General features: G+C 70.4%; 14 protein-coding genes. 11 read left to right on the forward strand and 3 right to left on the reverse strand.

Annotated features, from left to right (window positions below):
* Positions 1-124: 124 nt before the first annotated feature.
* The 9 genes from ACS5RC_RS12700 to ACS5RC_RS12740 all read left to right on the forward strand — a co-directional run bounded on the left by ACS5RC_RS12700 (position 125) and on the right by ACS5RC_RS12740 (position 7,335).
* Positions 125-1,018: an NAD(P)-dependent methylenetetrahydromethanopterin dehydrogenase gene (locus tag ACS5RC_RS12700; protein WP_478344221.1), complete on the forward strand. Its 894-nt coding sequence runs from the start codon at positions 125-127 to the stop codon at positions 1,016-1,018.
* The gene (locus ACS5RC_RS12705) at positions 925-2,202 is read left to right on the forward strand and encodes an ATP-grasp domain-containing protein (RefSeq protein ID WP_478344222.1); all 1,278 of its coding nucleotides are present in this window, start codon (positions 925-927) and stop codon (positions 2,200-2,202) included. Before ACS5RC_RS12700 ends, ACS5RC_RS12705 begins: the two co-directional genes overlap by 94 nt.
* Positions 2,199-3,170, forward strand: coding sequence for a methenyltetrahydromethanopterin cyclohydrolase (gene mch / locus ACS5RC_RS12710; protein ID WP_478344223.1), 972 nt, complete (start codon positions 2,199-2,201; stop codon positions 3,168-3,170). The genes ACS5RC_RS12705 and mch overlap by 4 nt, the downstream gene beginning before the upstream one ends.
* 68 nt (positions 3,171-3,238) lie before the next feature.
* A complete protein-coding gene (locus tag ACS5RC_RS12715; RefSeq protein WP_478344224.1) occupies positions 3,239-4,147 on the forward strand; it encodes an ATP-grasp domain-containing protein in 909 nt (302 codons plus the stop codon).
* Positions 4,147-4,992 carry a triphosphoribosyl-dephospho-CoA synthase gene (locus ACS5RC_RS12720; protein WP_478344225.1) on the forward strand — a complete coding sequence of 282 codons (846 nt, stop codon included), beginning with the start codon at positions 4,147-4,149 and terminating at the stop codon, positions 4,990-4,992. The genes ACS5RC_RS12715 and ACS5RC_RS12720 overlap by 1 nt, the downstream gene beginning before the upstream one ends.
* Before the next feature lie 221 nt (positions 4,993-5,213).
* On the forward strand, positions 5,214-5,726 hold the full coding sequence (fae, locus tag ACS5RC_RS12725; protein WP_478344226.1) for a 5,6,7,8-tetrahydromethanopterin hydro-lyase: 513 nt from the start codon (positions 5,214-5,216) through the stop codon (positions 5,724-5,726).
* A gap of 229 nt (positions 5,727-5,955) precedes the next feature.
* Positions 5,956-6,132: a hypothetical protein gene (locus ACS5RC_RS12730; RefSeq protein WP_478344227.1), complete on the forward strand. Its 177-nt coding sequence runs from the start codon at positions 5,956-5,958 to the stop codon at positions 6,130-6,132.
* Positions 6,133-6,238: 106 nt separating this feature from the next.
* Positions 6,239-6,760, forward strand: coding sequence for a dienelactone hydrolase family protein (locus ACS5RC_RS12735; RefSeq protein ID WP_478344228.1), 522 nt, complete (start codon positions 6,239-6,241; stop codon positions 6,758-6,760).
* Positions 6,761-7,095: 335 nt separating this feature from the next.
* On the forward strand, positions 7,096-7,335 hold the full coding sequence (locus ACS5RC_RS12740; RefSeq protein ID WP_478344229.1) for a hypothetical protein: 240 nt from the start codon (positions 7,096-7,098) through the stop codon (positions 7,333-7,335).
* A 47-nt stretch (positions 7,336-7,382) separates the two neighbouring features.
* Here ACS5RC_RS12740 and ccrA read toward each other — a convergent pair whose 3' ends face one another.
* Together ccrA and ACS5RC_RS12750 are read right to left on the reverse strand one after the other, a co-directional pair.
* Complete coding sequence (gene ccrA, locus ACS5RC_RS12745) at positions 7,383-8,666, reverse strand: crotonyl-CoA carboxylase/reductase (protein ID WP_478344230.1); 1,284 nt, start codon at positions 8,664-8,666, stop codon at positions 7,383-7,385.
* A 210-nt stretch (positions 8,667-8,876) separates the two neighbouring features.
* Positions 8,877-10,349 (reverse strand): catalase, encoded by a 1,473-nt coding sequence (locus ACS5RC_RS12750; protein ID WP_478344231.1) that lies wholly within the window; start codon positions 10,347-10,349, stop codon positions 8,877-8,879.
* A 317-nt stretch (positions 10,350-10,666) separates the two neighbouring features.
* Between ACS5RC_RS12750 and ACS5RC_RS12755 the strand changes: the two genes are divergently transcribed.
* Complete coding sequence (locus ACS5RC_RS12755) at positions 10,667-12,697, forward strand: protein meaA (protein ID WP_478344232.1); 2,031 nt, start codon at positions 10,667-10,669, stop codon at positions 12,695-12,697.
* Positions 12,698-12,733: 36 nt separating this feature from the next.
* On the opposite strand, the gene ygfZ is transcribed toward ACS5RC_RS12755, so the two are convergent.
* On the reverse strand, positions 12,734-13,576 hold the full coding sequence (gene ygfZ, locus ACS5RC_RS12760) for a CAF17-like 4Fe-4S cluster assembly/insertion protein YgfZ (protein ID WP_478344233.1): 843 nt from the start codon (positions 13,574-13,576) through the stop codon (positions 12,734-12,736).
* Between the two features lie 123 nt (positions 13,577-13,699).
* Here ygfZ and ACS5RC_RS12765 point away from each other — a divergent pair, with 123 nt between their 5' ends.
* Positions 13,700-15,052 carry a dihydroorotase gene (locus ACS5RC_RS12765; RefSeq protein WP_478344234.1) on the forward strand — a complete coding sequence of 451 codons (1,353 nt, stop codon included), beginning with the start codon at positions 13,700-13,702 and terminating at the stop codon, positions 15,050-15,052.
* Positions 15,053-15,073 lie beyond the last annotated feature (21 nt).

Below are 15,073 nucleotides of genomic sequence, written 5' to 3' on the forward strand. Positions count from 1 at the left end.
GCAGGGCCGCGTGCGACCCACGATTGCAGCGCGGCGCGACCCGGCTTCGGGCTTGACCGGCGCCCGGCATCGGGATTTGGAGCAGGCGACCTCGGCGCCAGATCCGAGATTCGAGGAGACGACCATGGCCCGCTCGATCCTGCACATGCTCACGCCGCTCAAGCACATGAGCCCCTTCGACGTGAACATGGCGATCGATGCCGGCTTCGAGACCATCGTCACCTACACCGACGTGACGCTGCCGGACGTGGTCTCGCTCACCCAGGACTCGATCTTCTCCCGCGCGCCCGGAGACGGCGTGCGCACCGGGATCTTCATCGGCGGCAAGAACGCCGAGGACGCCCTCGACATGGTGGACCGGGCCAAGAAGGCCTTCGTGCCCCCCTTCGCCAACCACATCTTCGCCGATCCGGCCGGCTCCTTCACGACGGGCGCCGCGATGGTGGCGCAGGTGCGCCGTGCGCTCAGGGAGAAGTTCGGCACCGATCTGAAGGGCAAGCGCATCGTCATCTTCGGCGGCGCGGGCGTTGTCGCCTACGTGGCGGCGGTGATCGGGGCGCTCGAGGGGGCCAAGAGCGTGCTCGTCGGCCATGACGGCGAGGAGCGCGTCTCGAAGATCGCCTTCACCATGAAGTGGCGCTTCGGCATCGAGGTCGATGCCGTCGACGGCACCACGCCGGACGACCGCCGCAGGGCGATCGCGGAGGCCGACGTCATTCTCTCGGCCGGGCCCGCGGGCATCCCGATCCTCTCGGCGGAGGATCTCGAATCCGCCCCGAAGCTGCTGGTCGCCTCCGACGTCAACGCGGTGCCGCCGGCCGGCATCGCGGGCATCGACGTGAACGCGGTCGACGTGGCGCTCCCGACCGGCAAGGGCATCGGCATCGGCGCGCTCGCGGTCGGCAACGTGAAGTACCAGACCCAGTGCCGCCTGTTCGGCCGCATGCTCGCCGCCGACCAGCCGCTCTGCCTCGATTTCCGCGACGCCTACGAGCTGGCCGTCGAGGTGGCGGGCTGAGCGCGGGCGCGCCCCGCCCGTCCGCCGGGGCCGAAGCCGGGACGGGGCCCGCCGTCCTCATCGCGGCCCAATCCGGCCGCGCCCTCGCTCAGGCCGCGCGGCGGGCGGGACTCAGGCCCTACGTCGCCGACCTCTTCGGCGACGCCGACACCCTCGCGGGCGCCGCGGCCTACCGCCCGCTGCCGGGTCGCTTCGGCTCGGGCCGGGTCGGCGGGCAGGCCCTCCTCACGGCCCTCGACGATCTCGCGGCGTCGGCGCACGGACCGAGCCTCGGCGTCGTCCTGGGCAGCGGCTTCGAGGGCGCGCCGGAGCTGATGCGGGCGGTCTCCGCCCGCCACCGCCTGCTCGGGGCGAGCCCGGACAGCGTGGCGGCGCTGAAGGATCCGTTCCGGCTCGCCGCCCTCTGCGCCGACCTCGCCATCCCCACCCCGCCGGTCGCGCGGGAGCCGCGGACCGATCCGGAGAACTGGCTGCTGAAGCGGGTCGGCGGCTCGGGCGGCAGCCATATCCGCCGGGCCGGGCGGGGCCCGGCGCCGCCGGGAGCCTATTTCCAGGCCCGGGCTCCGGGCCGCGCCTTCGCCCTGAACCTGCTGGCCGACGGGCATGGGATCCGGGTGCTCGCGCTGACCGAGCAATGGAGCGCGCCCACGCGGCTACGGCCCTACCGCTACGCGGGTGCCCTGGCCCGGGGCGCCGCCGAAGCCTGTCCGGTCGCGCCCCGGATCGTCGCGGAGATCGTCCGGGCGGCGGAGGGGCTCGCCGGGCGCACGGGTCTCGCCGGCCTCGCCAGCCTCGATTGCCTGATCGGGGAGGGCGGCTGGTGGCTCACCGAGGTCAACCCGCGGCCGGGGGCGACACTCGACGTGCTGGACCGGCGGGCGACCCCGCTGCTCGGCGCCCATATCGGAGCGGTCCTCGGCGCGACGCCGCCCCCGGATGCAGATCCGGCGGGTGCGGCGGCCGCAGAGATCTGTTACGCGGACCGGGACATCGCGCCCGTGCCGGACCTGCCCTGGCCCGACCACGTGCGCGACCGTCCCCGGGCCGGCACGATCGTCCGCCGGGACGCGCCGCTCTGCACCGTCCTGGCCACGGGGCCGGAGGCCGGCGCGGCCAAGAACGCATTGCGGGCGCGGATGGCCGGGTTGCGCGCCATCCTCGCCCTGGAGGAAACCCGAGTATGAGCACGCCCCAGTACCCGAGCGTGAACGCGCTCACCGCCCCCCTGGTCGATCGCCTCGTCGCCGATGCCGGGATGCTGCGCCTCGCCGTCAGCCAGGAGGCGGGCGGCGCCCGCATGATCGATGCCGGCGCCAACGCGCGCGGCTCGCTCGAGGCGGGGCGCCGGATCGCCGAGATCTGCCTCGGCGGCCTCGGCACGGTGAGCTTCAGCCCGACCGGGCCGATCGCGTCGTGGCCCTATTCGGTGGTGGTGCACGCCGCCGATCCGGTGCTCGCCTGCCTCGGCAGCCAGTACGCGGGCTGGAGCATCGCCGACGAGGACGGGGATTCGGGCTTCTTCGCCCTGGGCTCCGGTCCCGGCCGCGCCGTCGCGGTGGTCGAGGATCTCTACACGGAACTCGGCTACCGGGATCAGGCGACGCGAACCGCCCTGGTGCTGGAGGCCGCGAGCGGCCCGCCCGTCAACGTCGTCGCCAAGGTCGCGGCCGCCGCCGGCCTCGCGCCCGAGAACCTGACGTTCATCTTCGCGCCCACCCAGTCGCTCGCCGGCGCGACCCAGGTCGTCGCCCGCGTGCTCGAGGTGGCGCTGCACAAGGCCCATACCGTCGGCTTCGACCTGCACGCGATCGTGGACGGCATCGGCTCGGCCCCGCTCTCGCCGCAGCACCCCGATTTCATCAAGGCGATGGGCCGCACCAACGACGCCATCATCTACGGCGGCCGGGTGCAGCTCTTCGTGGATTCGGAGGATGCGGATGCGCGCCAGCTCGCCGAGCAGTTGCCCTCCACCACGTCGAGCGACCACGGCGCGCCCTTCGCCGAGATCTTCTCGCGGGTGAACGGCGACTTCTACAAGATCGACGGCGCCCTGTTCTCGCCGGCCGAGGCCATCGTCACCTCGGTCCGCACCGGCGCGAGCTTCCGGGGCGGCCGGCTCGAGCCGGCCCTCGTCGAGGCGTCCTTCGCCTGAGGCCATCCCGGCGGGCCCGTTCCCCGCGTCGCGGATCCGATCAGTGCCAACTTCCTTCCGAGACACGCATGCGCATCGGGCTCGCGGCCGATAACGGCAACTGGCACAAGGGCCGCCTGCTGGCCGCCCTGCGGGCGCAGGGCGTCGAGCCGGTGCTGTTCTCGCTCGCCGACGTGGCGGTGGTGACGGGGGGTCGCGAACCCCTGCGCGTCCCGGGCTTTCCGGACGGCCTGCCCGACGGGGTCCTGCTGCGGACGATCGCGGGCGGCACCTTCGAAGCCACCACGATGCGCCTCGGCGTGCTGCACGCGCTGGTGGCCTCCGGTGTCACCGTGTGGAACCACCCGGTGGCGATCGAGCGCTCCGTCGACAAGGCCGCGACCTCGCTCCTCGTCGACCGCGCCGGCCTGCCGACGCCCGAGACCTGGGTGTTCTCGAAGCGCGAGGCCGCAGCGGCATGCGTCGCCCGCGAGGCCCGGCCGGGCCGGCCGCTGGTGCTCAAGCCGCTCTTCGGCTCGCAGGGCGAGGGCCTGATGCTGGTCGAGCGCCCCGACGAGCTGCCCGACGAGGCCGCAGTCGCGCGGGTCTACTACCTCCAGCGCTACGTGCCGCGCAGCGACGGGCTCTGGCGCGACTACCGGGTCTTCGTCTGCGAGGGCCGGGCGGTGGCCGGGATGATCCGCGAGGGCGACGGCTGGATCACCAACGTCCACCGCGGCGGCCGGCCGCTCGCCTGGGCGATGCCGCCGCGCGCGGCCGAGCTCGCCGAGGCCGCCGCCGCCGCGGTCGGGGTCGACTACACGGGCATCGACCTCGTCGAGGACGGGCAGGGCGGCTACCTCGTGCTGGAGGTGAACTCGATGCCGGCCTGGTCCGGCCTGCAGAAGGTGTGCGAGACCGACATCGCGGGCGCGGTCGTGCGCGGCTTCCTCGCCGCCGTGCGGGCCGCCAACCGGCCCGCGCGCGTCGTCGCCTGATGCGCGCGCCCGCGCAGATCGCCACCCTGTACCGGGCGGCCTGCCTCGCCGAACTCGACGCGCTCAAGCCCGGCAACGTCCACGCCTACGCGAGCGGCCACCGGATGGCGGTAGCGGATTTCGTCGCCAGCGCGGACGTCTCGGCCCCGTCCCTCGCGCAAGCCGGCGCGCGCGTGGGCGCCCGCATCCTCGGCGGGGTCGATGCGACGATGGCGGCCGTCGGCCAGAACACCAATCTGGGCATCCTGCTGCTCTGCGCCCCGCTCGCCCGCGCCGCCGAGACGGGCCTCGGCCTCGCGGCCGTGCTGGACGACCTCGACGGGACCGATGCGCGGGACGTGTTCGCGGCGATCGTCCGGGCCAATCCCGGCGGGCTCGGCCGCTCCGGGCGGCACGACGTCGCCGGCACCCCTCCCGACTCATTGCGCGACGCGATGGCGGAGGCGGCCCCGCGCGACCGCATCGCCCGGGCCTACGTCACCGGCTTCGCCGATCTCGACGCGGTCGGCCGGCCCGCGCTCGCCGCGGCGCGCGCGGCGGGCCTGGACGCGACGTGGTGCACCACGGCCGTGCATCTCGCCTACCTCGCCGCCGTTCCCGACAGCCACGTGGCGCGCAAGCACGGGCCCGAGGTGGCCGAGGCCATCCGCGCCGAGGCAGCCGGGATCGTGGCCGGGCTCGACCTGCGCGCCGCGCCGGTGGCGCCGCTCCTCGCCTTCGACGGCAGTCTGAAGGCGCGGGGCATCAATCCCGGCACGAGCGCCGATTTCACCGTCGCGACGCTGTTCGCCGACGCCCTGCGCGCGGCCGACCCGGGCGCGGTCGGCCAAGGCGGCTTCCCGTGAAAAGTTCCGTGCCTGACGCCGCCGGCCGCCGCATTAATTTATCGATTTCAGCGCCTTGCCCAGGGTTGTGACAGGCAGGGCCCCGCTGTAGGGTCCGCGCCGCTATCCGGGCAAACCGGTGCGGCTTTCCCGGCTGCACGTCGCAAACAAGGATGGCTTCCCGGCTGCGGCACGCCCTCTAGCCGCAGCCCCTTTTTTTGGAATCCAGGGAGAGACCCCGAATGGCGAAGATCACCAAGGTTCAGGTCGGCGAGGCTCTCGTCGGCGACGGCAACGAGGTCGCCCACATCGACCTCATCATCGGACCGCGCGGCTCGCCGGCCGAGACGGCGTTCTGCAACGGCCTCGTGAACAACAAGCACGGCTTCACCAGCCTGCTCGCGGTCATCGCGCCGAACCTGCCGTGCAAGCCCAACACGCTGATGTTCAACAAGGTCACCATCAACGACGCCCGTCAGGCCGTCCAGATGTTCGGCCCTGCCCAGCACGGCGTCGCCATGGCCGTGCAGGATGCCGTCGCCGAGGGCATCATCCCGGCGGACGAGGCCGACGACCTGTTCATCCTGGTCGGCGTGTTCATCCACTGGGAGGCGGCCGACGACGCCAAGATCCAGAAGTACAACTACGAGGCCACCAAGCTCTCGATCCAGCGCGCCGTGAACGGCGAGCCGAAGGCTTCGACGGTGACCGAGCAGCGCAAGTCGGCGTCGCACCCCTTCGCCGCGAACGCTTAGATCGGGGACAGTCCTGGGCAGAGCGCGCCTCCGCCCGCACCGCGGGGCCTGCTCCAGCGACTGGCATCGATCTTCCTCGGCCGCTAGGGCGAGGCCTCGGACGGGACGGCGAAAGCCGTCCCGTTTCTCGTTGCCGGCTGCGGTTCGGCCCGGGCGCACGGCCGCAAGTTCGTCTCGCGAACGTCGCCGGCCGACGCTATGCTGGCGACGAACTTTGGGGGGCGGATCGATGGCCGAGGGCGACAACACGTTCAAGAAGGCGCCCAAGCGCAAGCCGTCGAAGGGCAAGTCGGTCTCGGTCTCGCCGGAGATGCGTCAGGCCTATGCCGACCTGATCCGCGAGCGCGAGTCGAAGCAGGAGACCTACGCCCGCCACCTGCCGCAGGACGAGACGCGTCGCCGCTGAAGCGCCGGTCCTAGGGTTCGAAACCTCATCCGCTTGACCGCGGACGGGACTGTCGAGGCTGGTTCCCTCCCGGTCGGCTAATGGGCAATCGATGCGATTTCTTGTGGTGCTCGATATCCATGGTCAGCCTTTCGAAATGGAATGGCTGGCGCATTATGGAGCGGTCGATTGCCTCACTCTGGGCAATCTTAGCGGCAGACCTGCTCTGAAAGGCGGAGAACTTCACACTTATCTATTCGAGCACGATGGCATGCGGGAAACCGTGCGCAGACTGCGCGATTTTTCAGACGATGGTCCGATCGGCCTCGGGTTCAGCGCAGGAGGCACCGCACTTTGGCGAGCAGCCCGGGAAGGATTGCCGTTGAAGAAGCTGGTTTGCGTGTCCTCGACCCGCTTACGCCATGAGCCTGACGGCCTTGCTATCCCAACCTATACGCTTTGGGGTGAGTTGGACCCCCATAGACCTGATGAACAATGGTGTCGATCAGTTCCAAGCTATTCGATTATCTATAAGGGGTTGGGACATAATTTTTACGACGGAATCAATGCGACAGCTGCTTCGATCTATCGCTCAGATTTTCTCGCTGCTTGCCAATCTGACGGGGACGCGTTTAACCTTCGCTTTTAAAATGCAACACAACGCCAGCTTCTAGAGTCGGATCGAACGCCTCCAGCGCTAGATCGCTTCTCATTTGTAGCAGACATTACTGCTCGTCCGTTTCGACGTCCGAGAGAGGTCGCGACGGCGATGCCTGCTTCTGCCAATTCGCGCCCGAAAACAGACCGTCGCAAGTTCAGCCTCAATAGCCCCTCCCGTGGCCAAACGGCTTGGTTTTTGAAACCTCGATGTGACGGCGCGCACGTCCGCCGCGCCGCGGGCCACCCATTTCCGGGTTCGAACGAAGCACCGGACACCCGATCACGGATCGGCACCCGGCCCTTCGCCTCCGAAGGATCCCGGCCATGTCACACCGTCTTGCAACGATCGTCACGCTCACCGCCGCCCTGGCCCTCCCGGCCGGCACGGCGCTCGCCCAGACCTACATCTCGCCCGGCAGCCTGCCGGCTTCAGCCGCCTCGCTCGGCTACACGGCCGCGCCCGCGACCGCCGACATCGCGCTGGCGCCGCGCGGTGTTCAGGCCGATCCCGCCGTCACGAGCTCGATCCACGGCCGCCATCCGGCGCGCGCGCACGGCCGGTAGCGGAGGACGCGCCCCCTCCGGTGACGGAGAGGGCGCGGCTTCCCGGCTCAGCGCTTGAGGGGGCCTGCCTCGATGACGTCCTCGACGGTGCGCAGCCCTGCGCGCGGGCTGTTCACGAGGCAGGCCATGTTGCCGGGCGGGTGCTGGTTCTTCCACATCTTGGTGTGGGCCGCCGGGATCTTGTCCCAGGGGAACACCTCGCTCATGCAGGGATCGATGCGCCGGTCGAGCACGAACTGGTTGGCGGCCGAGGCCTGCTTCAGGTGGGCGAAGTGGGAGCCCTGGATGCGCTTCTGGCGCATCCAGACGTAGCGCGCGTCGAAGGTGATGTTGAAGCCCGTCGTGCCCGCGCAGAACACCACCATGCCGCCGCGCTTCACCACCAGGGCCGAGACCGGGAAGGTCGCCTCGCCCGGATGCTCGAACACGATGTCGACGTCCTGCTTGCCGGTGATGTCCCAGATCGCCTTGCCGAACTTGCGCGCCTCCTTGGTCCAGGCGTGGAATTCGGGGCTGTTGACCTTCGGCAGCTGGCCCCAGCAGTCGAAGTCCTTGCGGTTGATGACGCCCTTGGCGCCCAGGCTCATCACGTAGTCGCGCTTCGACTCGTCCGAGATCACCGCGATGGCATTCGCGCCCGACGCCGCGCAGAGCTGCACGCCGAACACGCCGAGCCCGCCGGAGGCGCCCCAGATCAGCACGTTCTGGCCGGGCTTCACCGTGTGGGGCGCGTGGCCGAACAGCATGCGGTAGGCGGTGGCGAGGGTCAGCGTGTAGCAGGCCGCCTCCTCCCAGGTGAGGTGCTTCGGACGGGCCATGAGCTGGCGCGACTGCACCCGGCAGAACTGCGCGAAGGAGCCGTCGCCCGTCTCGTAGCCCCAGATGCGCTGCGAGGGCGAGAGCATCGGGTCGCCGCCGTTGCACTCCTCGTCGTCGCCGTCGTCCCGGTTGCAGTGGACGATGACCTCGTCGCCCACCTTCCAGCGCTTCACCTTGGAGCCGACCTTCCAGACGATGCCCGAGGCGTCCGAGCCGGCGATGTGGTACTCGCCCTTGTGCACGTCGAAGGGCGAGATCGGCTCGCCGAGCCCCGCCCAGACGCCGTTGTAGTTCACGCCGGCGGCCATGACGTAGACCAGCACCTCGTCGTCGCCGATCTCCCAGACCGGCAGCACCTCGAGTTGGTGCGACTGCTCCGGCGGCCCGTGGCGCTCGCGCCGGATCGCCCAGGCATACATCTTGGCCGGCACGTGACCGAGAGGCGGGATCTCGCCCATCTCGTAGAGGTCCTTGACCTCGGATGCCGCTTGCAATGCCGGACTGGCTGCCATGGTCGCTCTCCTCACACCCGTTGGGCCGGCGGTTCTCTAAAAGCCGCGCTCGCAATACCCAGCGCTATAGCGGCGATGCGGGAGGGCTCCAAGTGGGCCGAAAGGCGGAGGCGACAGGCTAAAACGCGAAACGGGGCACCCGCCACAGCGCGCGCCCCGTCGATTCAAAATCCACTTGGGTCCGTCCCAAGAATTATTCGGACGCGAACGCTATTCCGCGGCCGCCTTGCTCGTCTGGATACCGAGACCTTCGGCGACGCCGCGCCCAAAATCCTGGTGGACCTTATACCAATGGCCGATCATCCGCTCCTGGATATGGCGCGGGCTGTCGCCCATCGAGGTGACGATGTTCTGCACGAGGCGCTTGCGCGCGCCCTCGTCGAGCACCTTCGACCAGAGCTCGCGGGGCTGGCCGTAGAGGTCCTCGTCGTCGTTCGGCCAGCCGTAGCGGGCGGCGTCGCCCGTGATCCGCAGCGGCGGCTCCAGGAACGCGGGGTCCTCCACCGGCCCCCCGAAGGAGTTCGGCTGGTAATCGACCTGGGCGCCGTGGTTGCCGTCTGTCCGCATCGTGCCGTCGCGGTGATAGGTCTGGACCTTGGCGTTCCGGGCTTGGTTCACCGGGATCTGGTGATAGTTCACGCCGAGGCGGTAGCGGTGCGCGTCGGCGTAGGACAGGATTCGGTTCTGCAGCATCTTGTCGGGCGAGAAACCGATGCCCGGCACCACGTTGGACGGCTCGAAGGCCGATTGCTCGATCTCGGCGAAGTAGTTGTCCGGGTTCCGGTTGAGCTCCATCTCGCCGATCTCGATCAGCGGATAGTCGCCGTGCGGCCAGACCTTGGTGAGGTCGAACGGATTGATGCGGTAGGTGTCGGCGTCGAGTTCCGGCATCAGCTGGACCGAGACCTTCCACTTCGGGAAGTCGCCGGCCTCGATGGCGCTCGACAGGTCGGCCGAGGAGTAGTCCGGATCCTTGCCGGCAAGCTCGTCGGCCTCGTCGGCCGAGAGGTTCTGCACCCCCTGCTTGGTGTGGAAGTGGAACTTCACCCAGTGGCGCTCGCCCGCGTCGTTCCAGAGCGAGAAGGTGTGCGAGCCGTAGCCGTTCATGAAGCGGGCGGATTTGGGCGTGCCGCGATCGCTGTAGAGGATCATCACCTGATGGATGGCCTCGGGCGAGAGGCCCCAGAAGTCCCAACGGCGCCAGTGCGGCTTCAGGTGGGTGCGCGGGTCGCGCTTCTGGGTGCGGATGAAGTCCGAGAACTTGATCGCGTCGCGCACGAAGAAGATCGGCGTGTTGTTGCCGACGAGGTCCCAGTTGCCCTCGCTGGTGTAGAACTTCAGCGCGAAGCCGCGCGGATCGCGCGCGGTGTCGGCCGAGCCGGATTCGCCGCCGACGGTCGAGAAGCGGGCGACCATCGGCACCTCGGCGCCGACCTCGGTGAGCACCTTGGCGCGGGTGTACTGGCTCAGCGACTTGGTGAGCCGGAAGGTGCCGTAGGCGCCGTAGCCCTTGGCGTGGACGACCCGCTCCGGAATCCGCTCCCGGTTGAAATGGGCCATCTTCTCGATGAGGTGGTAATCCTGCATCAGCACCGGCCCGCGCGAGCCGGCGGTGAGCGAATTCTGGTTGTCGGAGATCGGGTTTCCGAACGCCGTCGTCAGGCGGGGCGGTTGATCGGCCATCGTCGGGATCTGCTCCATGCGCGGCGTGGGCCCGGACCTCGGACCCGCGGCCGCCTCGCCTTGATGTAGGTCAACGATCGCCCGCGGCACCCATCCTCGCGGCATCGTGGCCTGCCCCGTCCACAGCGGGTGCGCGGGCCCGCGCCGCATTGGACCATTGTTGAAGAAAACACGCGGGCGCGAGAACGATAAGTCGATTCCACCCCGGCAGAATCGGCACTAGGGTGCGCCCACGAAGGCGGCGCCCATGCTGTCCGCGGGGCCCGGGCCTCGCGCGGCGGGCGACCGGCGCAACGATCGGCATGGGAGTGGATGGGATGAGCGGACAGGCAGCCGTCGCCGAGGTGAAGCGCGACAAGCCGTGGATCATCCGGACCTATGCGGGCCACTCGACCGCCGCGGAATCGAACAAGCTCTACCGGGGCAACCTCGCCAAGGGCCAGACCGGCCTCTCGGTGGCCTTCGACCTGCCGACCCAGACGGGCTACGACCCGGACCACGAGCTGTCCCGCGGCGAGGTCGGCAAGGTCGGCGTCTCGATCGCGCATCTCGGCGACATGCGGACCCTGTTCCAGGACATCCCGCTCGCGCAGATGAACACCTCGATGACGATCAACGCCACGGCGCCGTGGCTGCTCTCACTCTATCTCGCGGTGGCGGAGGAGCAGGGCGCGCCGATCGCGGCCCTGCAGGGCACCACCCAGAACGACATCATCAAGGAGTACCTCTCGCGCGGGACCTACGTGTTCCCGCCCGCCCCTAGCCTTCGGCTCACGAAGGACGTGATCCTGTTCACGACCAAGAACGTGCCGAAATGGAACCCGATGAACGTCTGCTCCTACCACCTGCAGGAGGCCGGGGCGACGCCGGTCCAGGAGCTCTCCTACGCGCTCGCCATCGCCATCGCGGTGCTCGACACCGTGCGGGCCGACCCCGAATTCGACCCGGAGACCTTCCCGGAGGTGTTCGGCCGGATCTCGTTCTTCGTGAATGCGGGGCTGCGCTTCGTCACCGAGATCTGCAAGATGCGGGCGTTCTCGGAGCTCTGGGACGAGATCGCCCAGGAGCGCTACGGCATCGACGACCCCAAGCGCCGGATCTTCCGTTACGGCGTACAGGTGAACTCGCTCGGACTGACCGAGCAGCAGCCCGAGAACAACGTCCACCGCATCCTGATCGAGATGCTGGCCGTGACGCTGTCGAAGCGGGCGCGCGCCCGCGCCGTGCAGCTGCCGGCCTGGAACGAGGCGCTCGGCCTGCCGCGGCCGTGGGACCAGCAATGGTCGATGCGGATGCAGCAGATCCTCGCCTTCGAGACCGACCTCTTGGAATACGACGACATCTTCGACGGCTCGACGGTGATCGACGCCAAGGTCGAGTCCCTGAAGGCCGAGACCCGGGCCGAGCTGGAGCGGATCGGCGGCATCGGCGGCGCGGTCGCGGCGGTCGAGACCGGCGCGCTCAAGCAGGCGCTCGTCGAGTCGAACGCCCAGCGCATCGCCGCGATCGAGCGCGGCGACCAGATCGTGGTCGGCGTCAACAAGTGGCAGCAAGGCGAGCCCTCGCCGCTGACCGCGGGGGAGGGCGCGATCTTCACCGTCTCGGAGACCGTGGAGATGGAGGCCGAGGGCCGCATCCGCGCCTGGCGGGCCGAGCGCGACGACCGGGCTGTGGGCCAGGCGCTCGCCGACCTCGAGGCGGCGGCGCGCTCGGGCGCCAACATCATGCCGGTCTCGATCGCCGCGGCGAAGGCGGGGGTCACCACGGGCGAGTGGGGTCAGCGGCTCCGCGAGGTGTTCGGCGAGTACCGGGCGCCCACCGGCGTGACCCTGGAGACGGTCTCGTCGGGCGCGGCCGAGGACGCCAAGCTCCTGATCGCCGACCTCGGCGAGCGCCTCGGCGAGACGCCGCGGCTCGTCGTCGGCAAGCCCGGCCTCGACGGGCACTCGAACGGCGCCGAGCAGATCGCGCTGCGCGCCCGCGACGTCGGCTTCGACGTCACCTACGACGGCATCCGCCAGACGCCCTCCGAGATCGTCGCGAAGGCCAAGGAGACCGGCGCCCACGTGGTCGGCCTGTCGATCCTCTCCGGCAGCCACGTGCCGCTGGTGCGCGAGGTGCGCGCCAAGATGCGCGAGGCCGGGCTCGACCACATCCCGGTCGTCGTCGGCGGCATCATCTCGCCCGAGGACGAATTGGTCCTGAAGAACATGGGCGTGCGCGCCGTCTACACGCCGAAGGACTATGTCATCGACCAGATCATGATCGGTCTGGCCAAGGTGGTGGAGAAGTCGCTCGACGGCCGAGAGGCCAAGGTGGCGGAGCCGGCCGGCGGGACGGTGTACTGAGCGGAGGCCGGTCTCAGGCGGCGTCCGGCGCCGGCCTCAGGCGGCGTCCGGCATGGCGAAGCGCGCGTAGGCCGGGCGCTCGACCGCGAGCGGCTTCCCGTCCGCCCGCAGCGTCTCGCCGGCGGCCAGCGCGTCCCCCAGGCGGTCGAGGCGCAGCATGGCGAGCCCGCGTTCGCCCGCCGCGCTGGCGCTGGCGCCGAGCACCTTGCCGCCGGCCGTGATCTCGGAGCCGGGCGCCGCCGCCGAGCCCTCGGGATAGAGCGCGGCCACGAGCCGGGTGCGCGCTGTGCCGCGGTGCTGCATGCGCGAGACCACCTCCTGGCCGACGTAGCAGCCCTTCTTGAAATCGACGCCGCCGAGCTGGTCCATCAGCGCCTCGTGCGGGAAGGCGTCGCCGTAGGCGTAGTCGCGCCCGCCTTCGGGCAGGGCCAGGGCGATGCGGTGGGCGTGGTAATCCTCCGGCGCGGCGTCGGCCGAGAAGGCGCCCTCCGCCGCGTAGAGCCGGGCACCGATCCCCGGCACGCGCGCATCCTCCAGCCGCGCCACCTCGGCGGCCGTCGCCGCCCCGTCCCAGGCGGCGGCGACGGCGACCGTCGGGTCGGCGGCGATGACCGCCTTGGCCCGCAGGCGGTAGAAGGTCAGGCGCTTGGCGAGGTCGGCGGCCTTCTCCGCCGGGCAGTCCAGGCGGAAGCCGTCGGGCAGGCGCGAGATCAGGAAATCGAACAGGATCTTGCCCTGCGGCGTGAGCAGGGCGCCGAGCCGCGCCTCGCCCTCGGGCAGCGTCGCCACGTTGCAGGTCAGCACCCCCTGGAGCAGGTCGGTCGCGTCCTCCCCCGTGACGGTGACGAGGGCGCGGTCGGGCAGAAGCGCGATCGGCATGGCAACTCCATCGGCGCGCCCGCCCGGGCCCGGGCCTTTGCACGGCGCGCCCCGGTGACATAAGCCGCGGTCGACACGGCCTCAACCGAGGGCGGCACGCCCTCGCCCGATCCGGAGCCCCGCATGGACCCGCGCGCAGACCAGCCCCTCGATCTCGTGCTCACGGGCGGCACGGTGGTGAATCAGGACGGTGCGCACGCCGCGGATCTCGGCATCCGGGACGGGCGCATCGCGGCCATCGGCGATCTCGCCGCCGCGCCGGCCCGCGAGCGGCAGGATTGCACGGGGCTGCACCTCCTGCCCGGCGTGATCGACAGCCAGGTGCATTTCCGCGAGCCCGGCCTCGACCACAAGGAGGACCTCGAATCGGGTTCCCGCGCCGCGGTGATGGGCGGTGTCACGGCGGTGTTCGAGATGCCGAACACCAACCCCCTGACCACGACCCGCGAGACGCTCGCCGACAAGGTCGCCCGCGCGCATCACCGGATGCATTGCGACTTCGCCTTCTGGGTCGGGGGCACGCACGAGAACGTGGAGCAGGTGGCCGAGCTGGAGCGCCTGCCGGGCTCGGCCGGCATCAAGATCTTCATCGGATCGTCGACGGGGGCGCTCCTCGTCGAGGACGATGCGGGCGTGCGCGCCATCCTGCAGCGCATCCGCCGACGCGCCGCCTTCCACGCCGAGGACGAGCCGATGCTGCGGGCGCGCAAGGATCTGCGGGTGCCGGGCGACCCGTCCTCCCACCCGGTCTGGCGCTCGCCGGAGGTCGCCCTGAAGGCGACGCGGCGCCTCGTGGCGCTGGCGCAGGAGACGGGCGCGCGCATCCACATCCTGCACATCTCGACGCAGGACGAGATGGCGGTGCTCGCCGCCCACAAGGATCTGGTCTCCTGCGAGGTGACGCCGCATCACCTCACGCTCGACGGCACCGAGGCCTACCCACGCCTCGGCACGCTGGTGCAGATGAACCCCCCGGTGCGCGACGCCGCCCATCGCGACGGCATCTGGCGCGGGCTGAGCCAGGGCATCGCCGACGTGCTCGGCTCGGATCACGCGCCGCACACCCTGGAGGAGAAGGCCAAGCCCTACCCGGATTCGCCCTCGGGCATGACCGGGGTGCAGACGCTGGTGCCGATCATGCTCGACCACGTCGCGGCAGGCCGGCTCTCGCTCGCCCGCTTCGTCGACCTGACGAGCGCTGGGCCGAAGCGCCTGTTCGGGATCGCCCGGAAGGGCCGGCTCGCGGTCGGCTACGACGCGGACGTGACGGTGGTCGACCTGAAGCGGCGCGAGACCATCCGCAACGGCTGGATCGCCTCAAAATGCGGCTGGACACCCTACGACGGTGTCGCCGTCACCGGCTGGCCGGTGGGCACCGTAGTGCGTGGCACCCGCGTGATGTGGGAGGGCGCGCTCACCGCACCGGGGCGCGGTGAGCCCGTGGTGTTCGAGGAATCGCTCGCGAGCCCGCGCTGAGGCGCCGATCCGGCGGGAGCC

The sequence above is a fragment of the Methylobacterium sp. HJ2 genome (assembly GCF_056431005.1).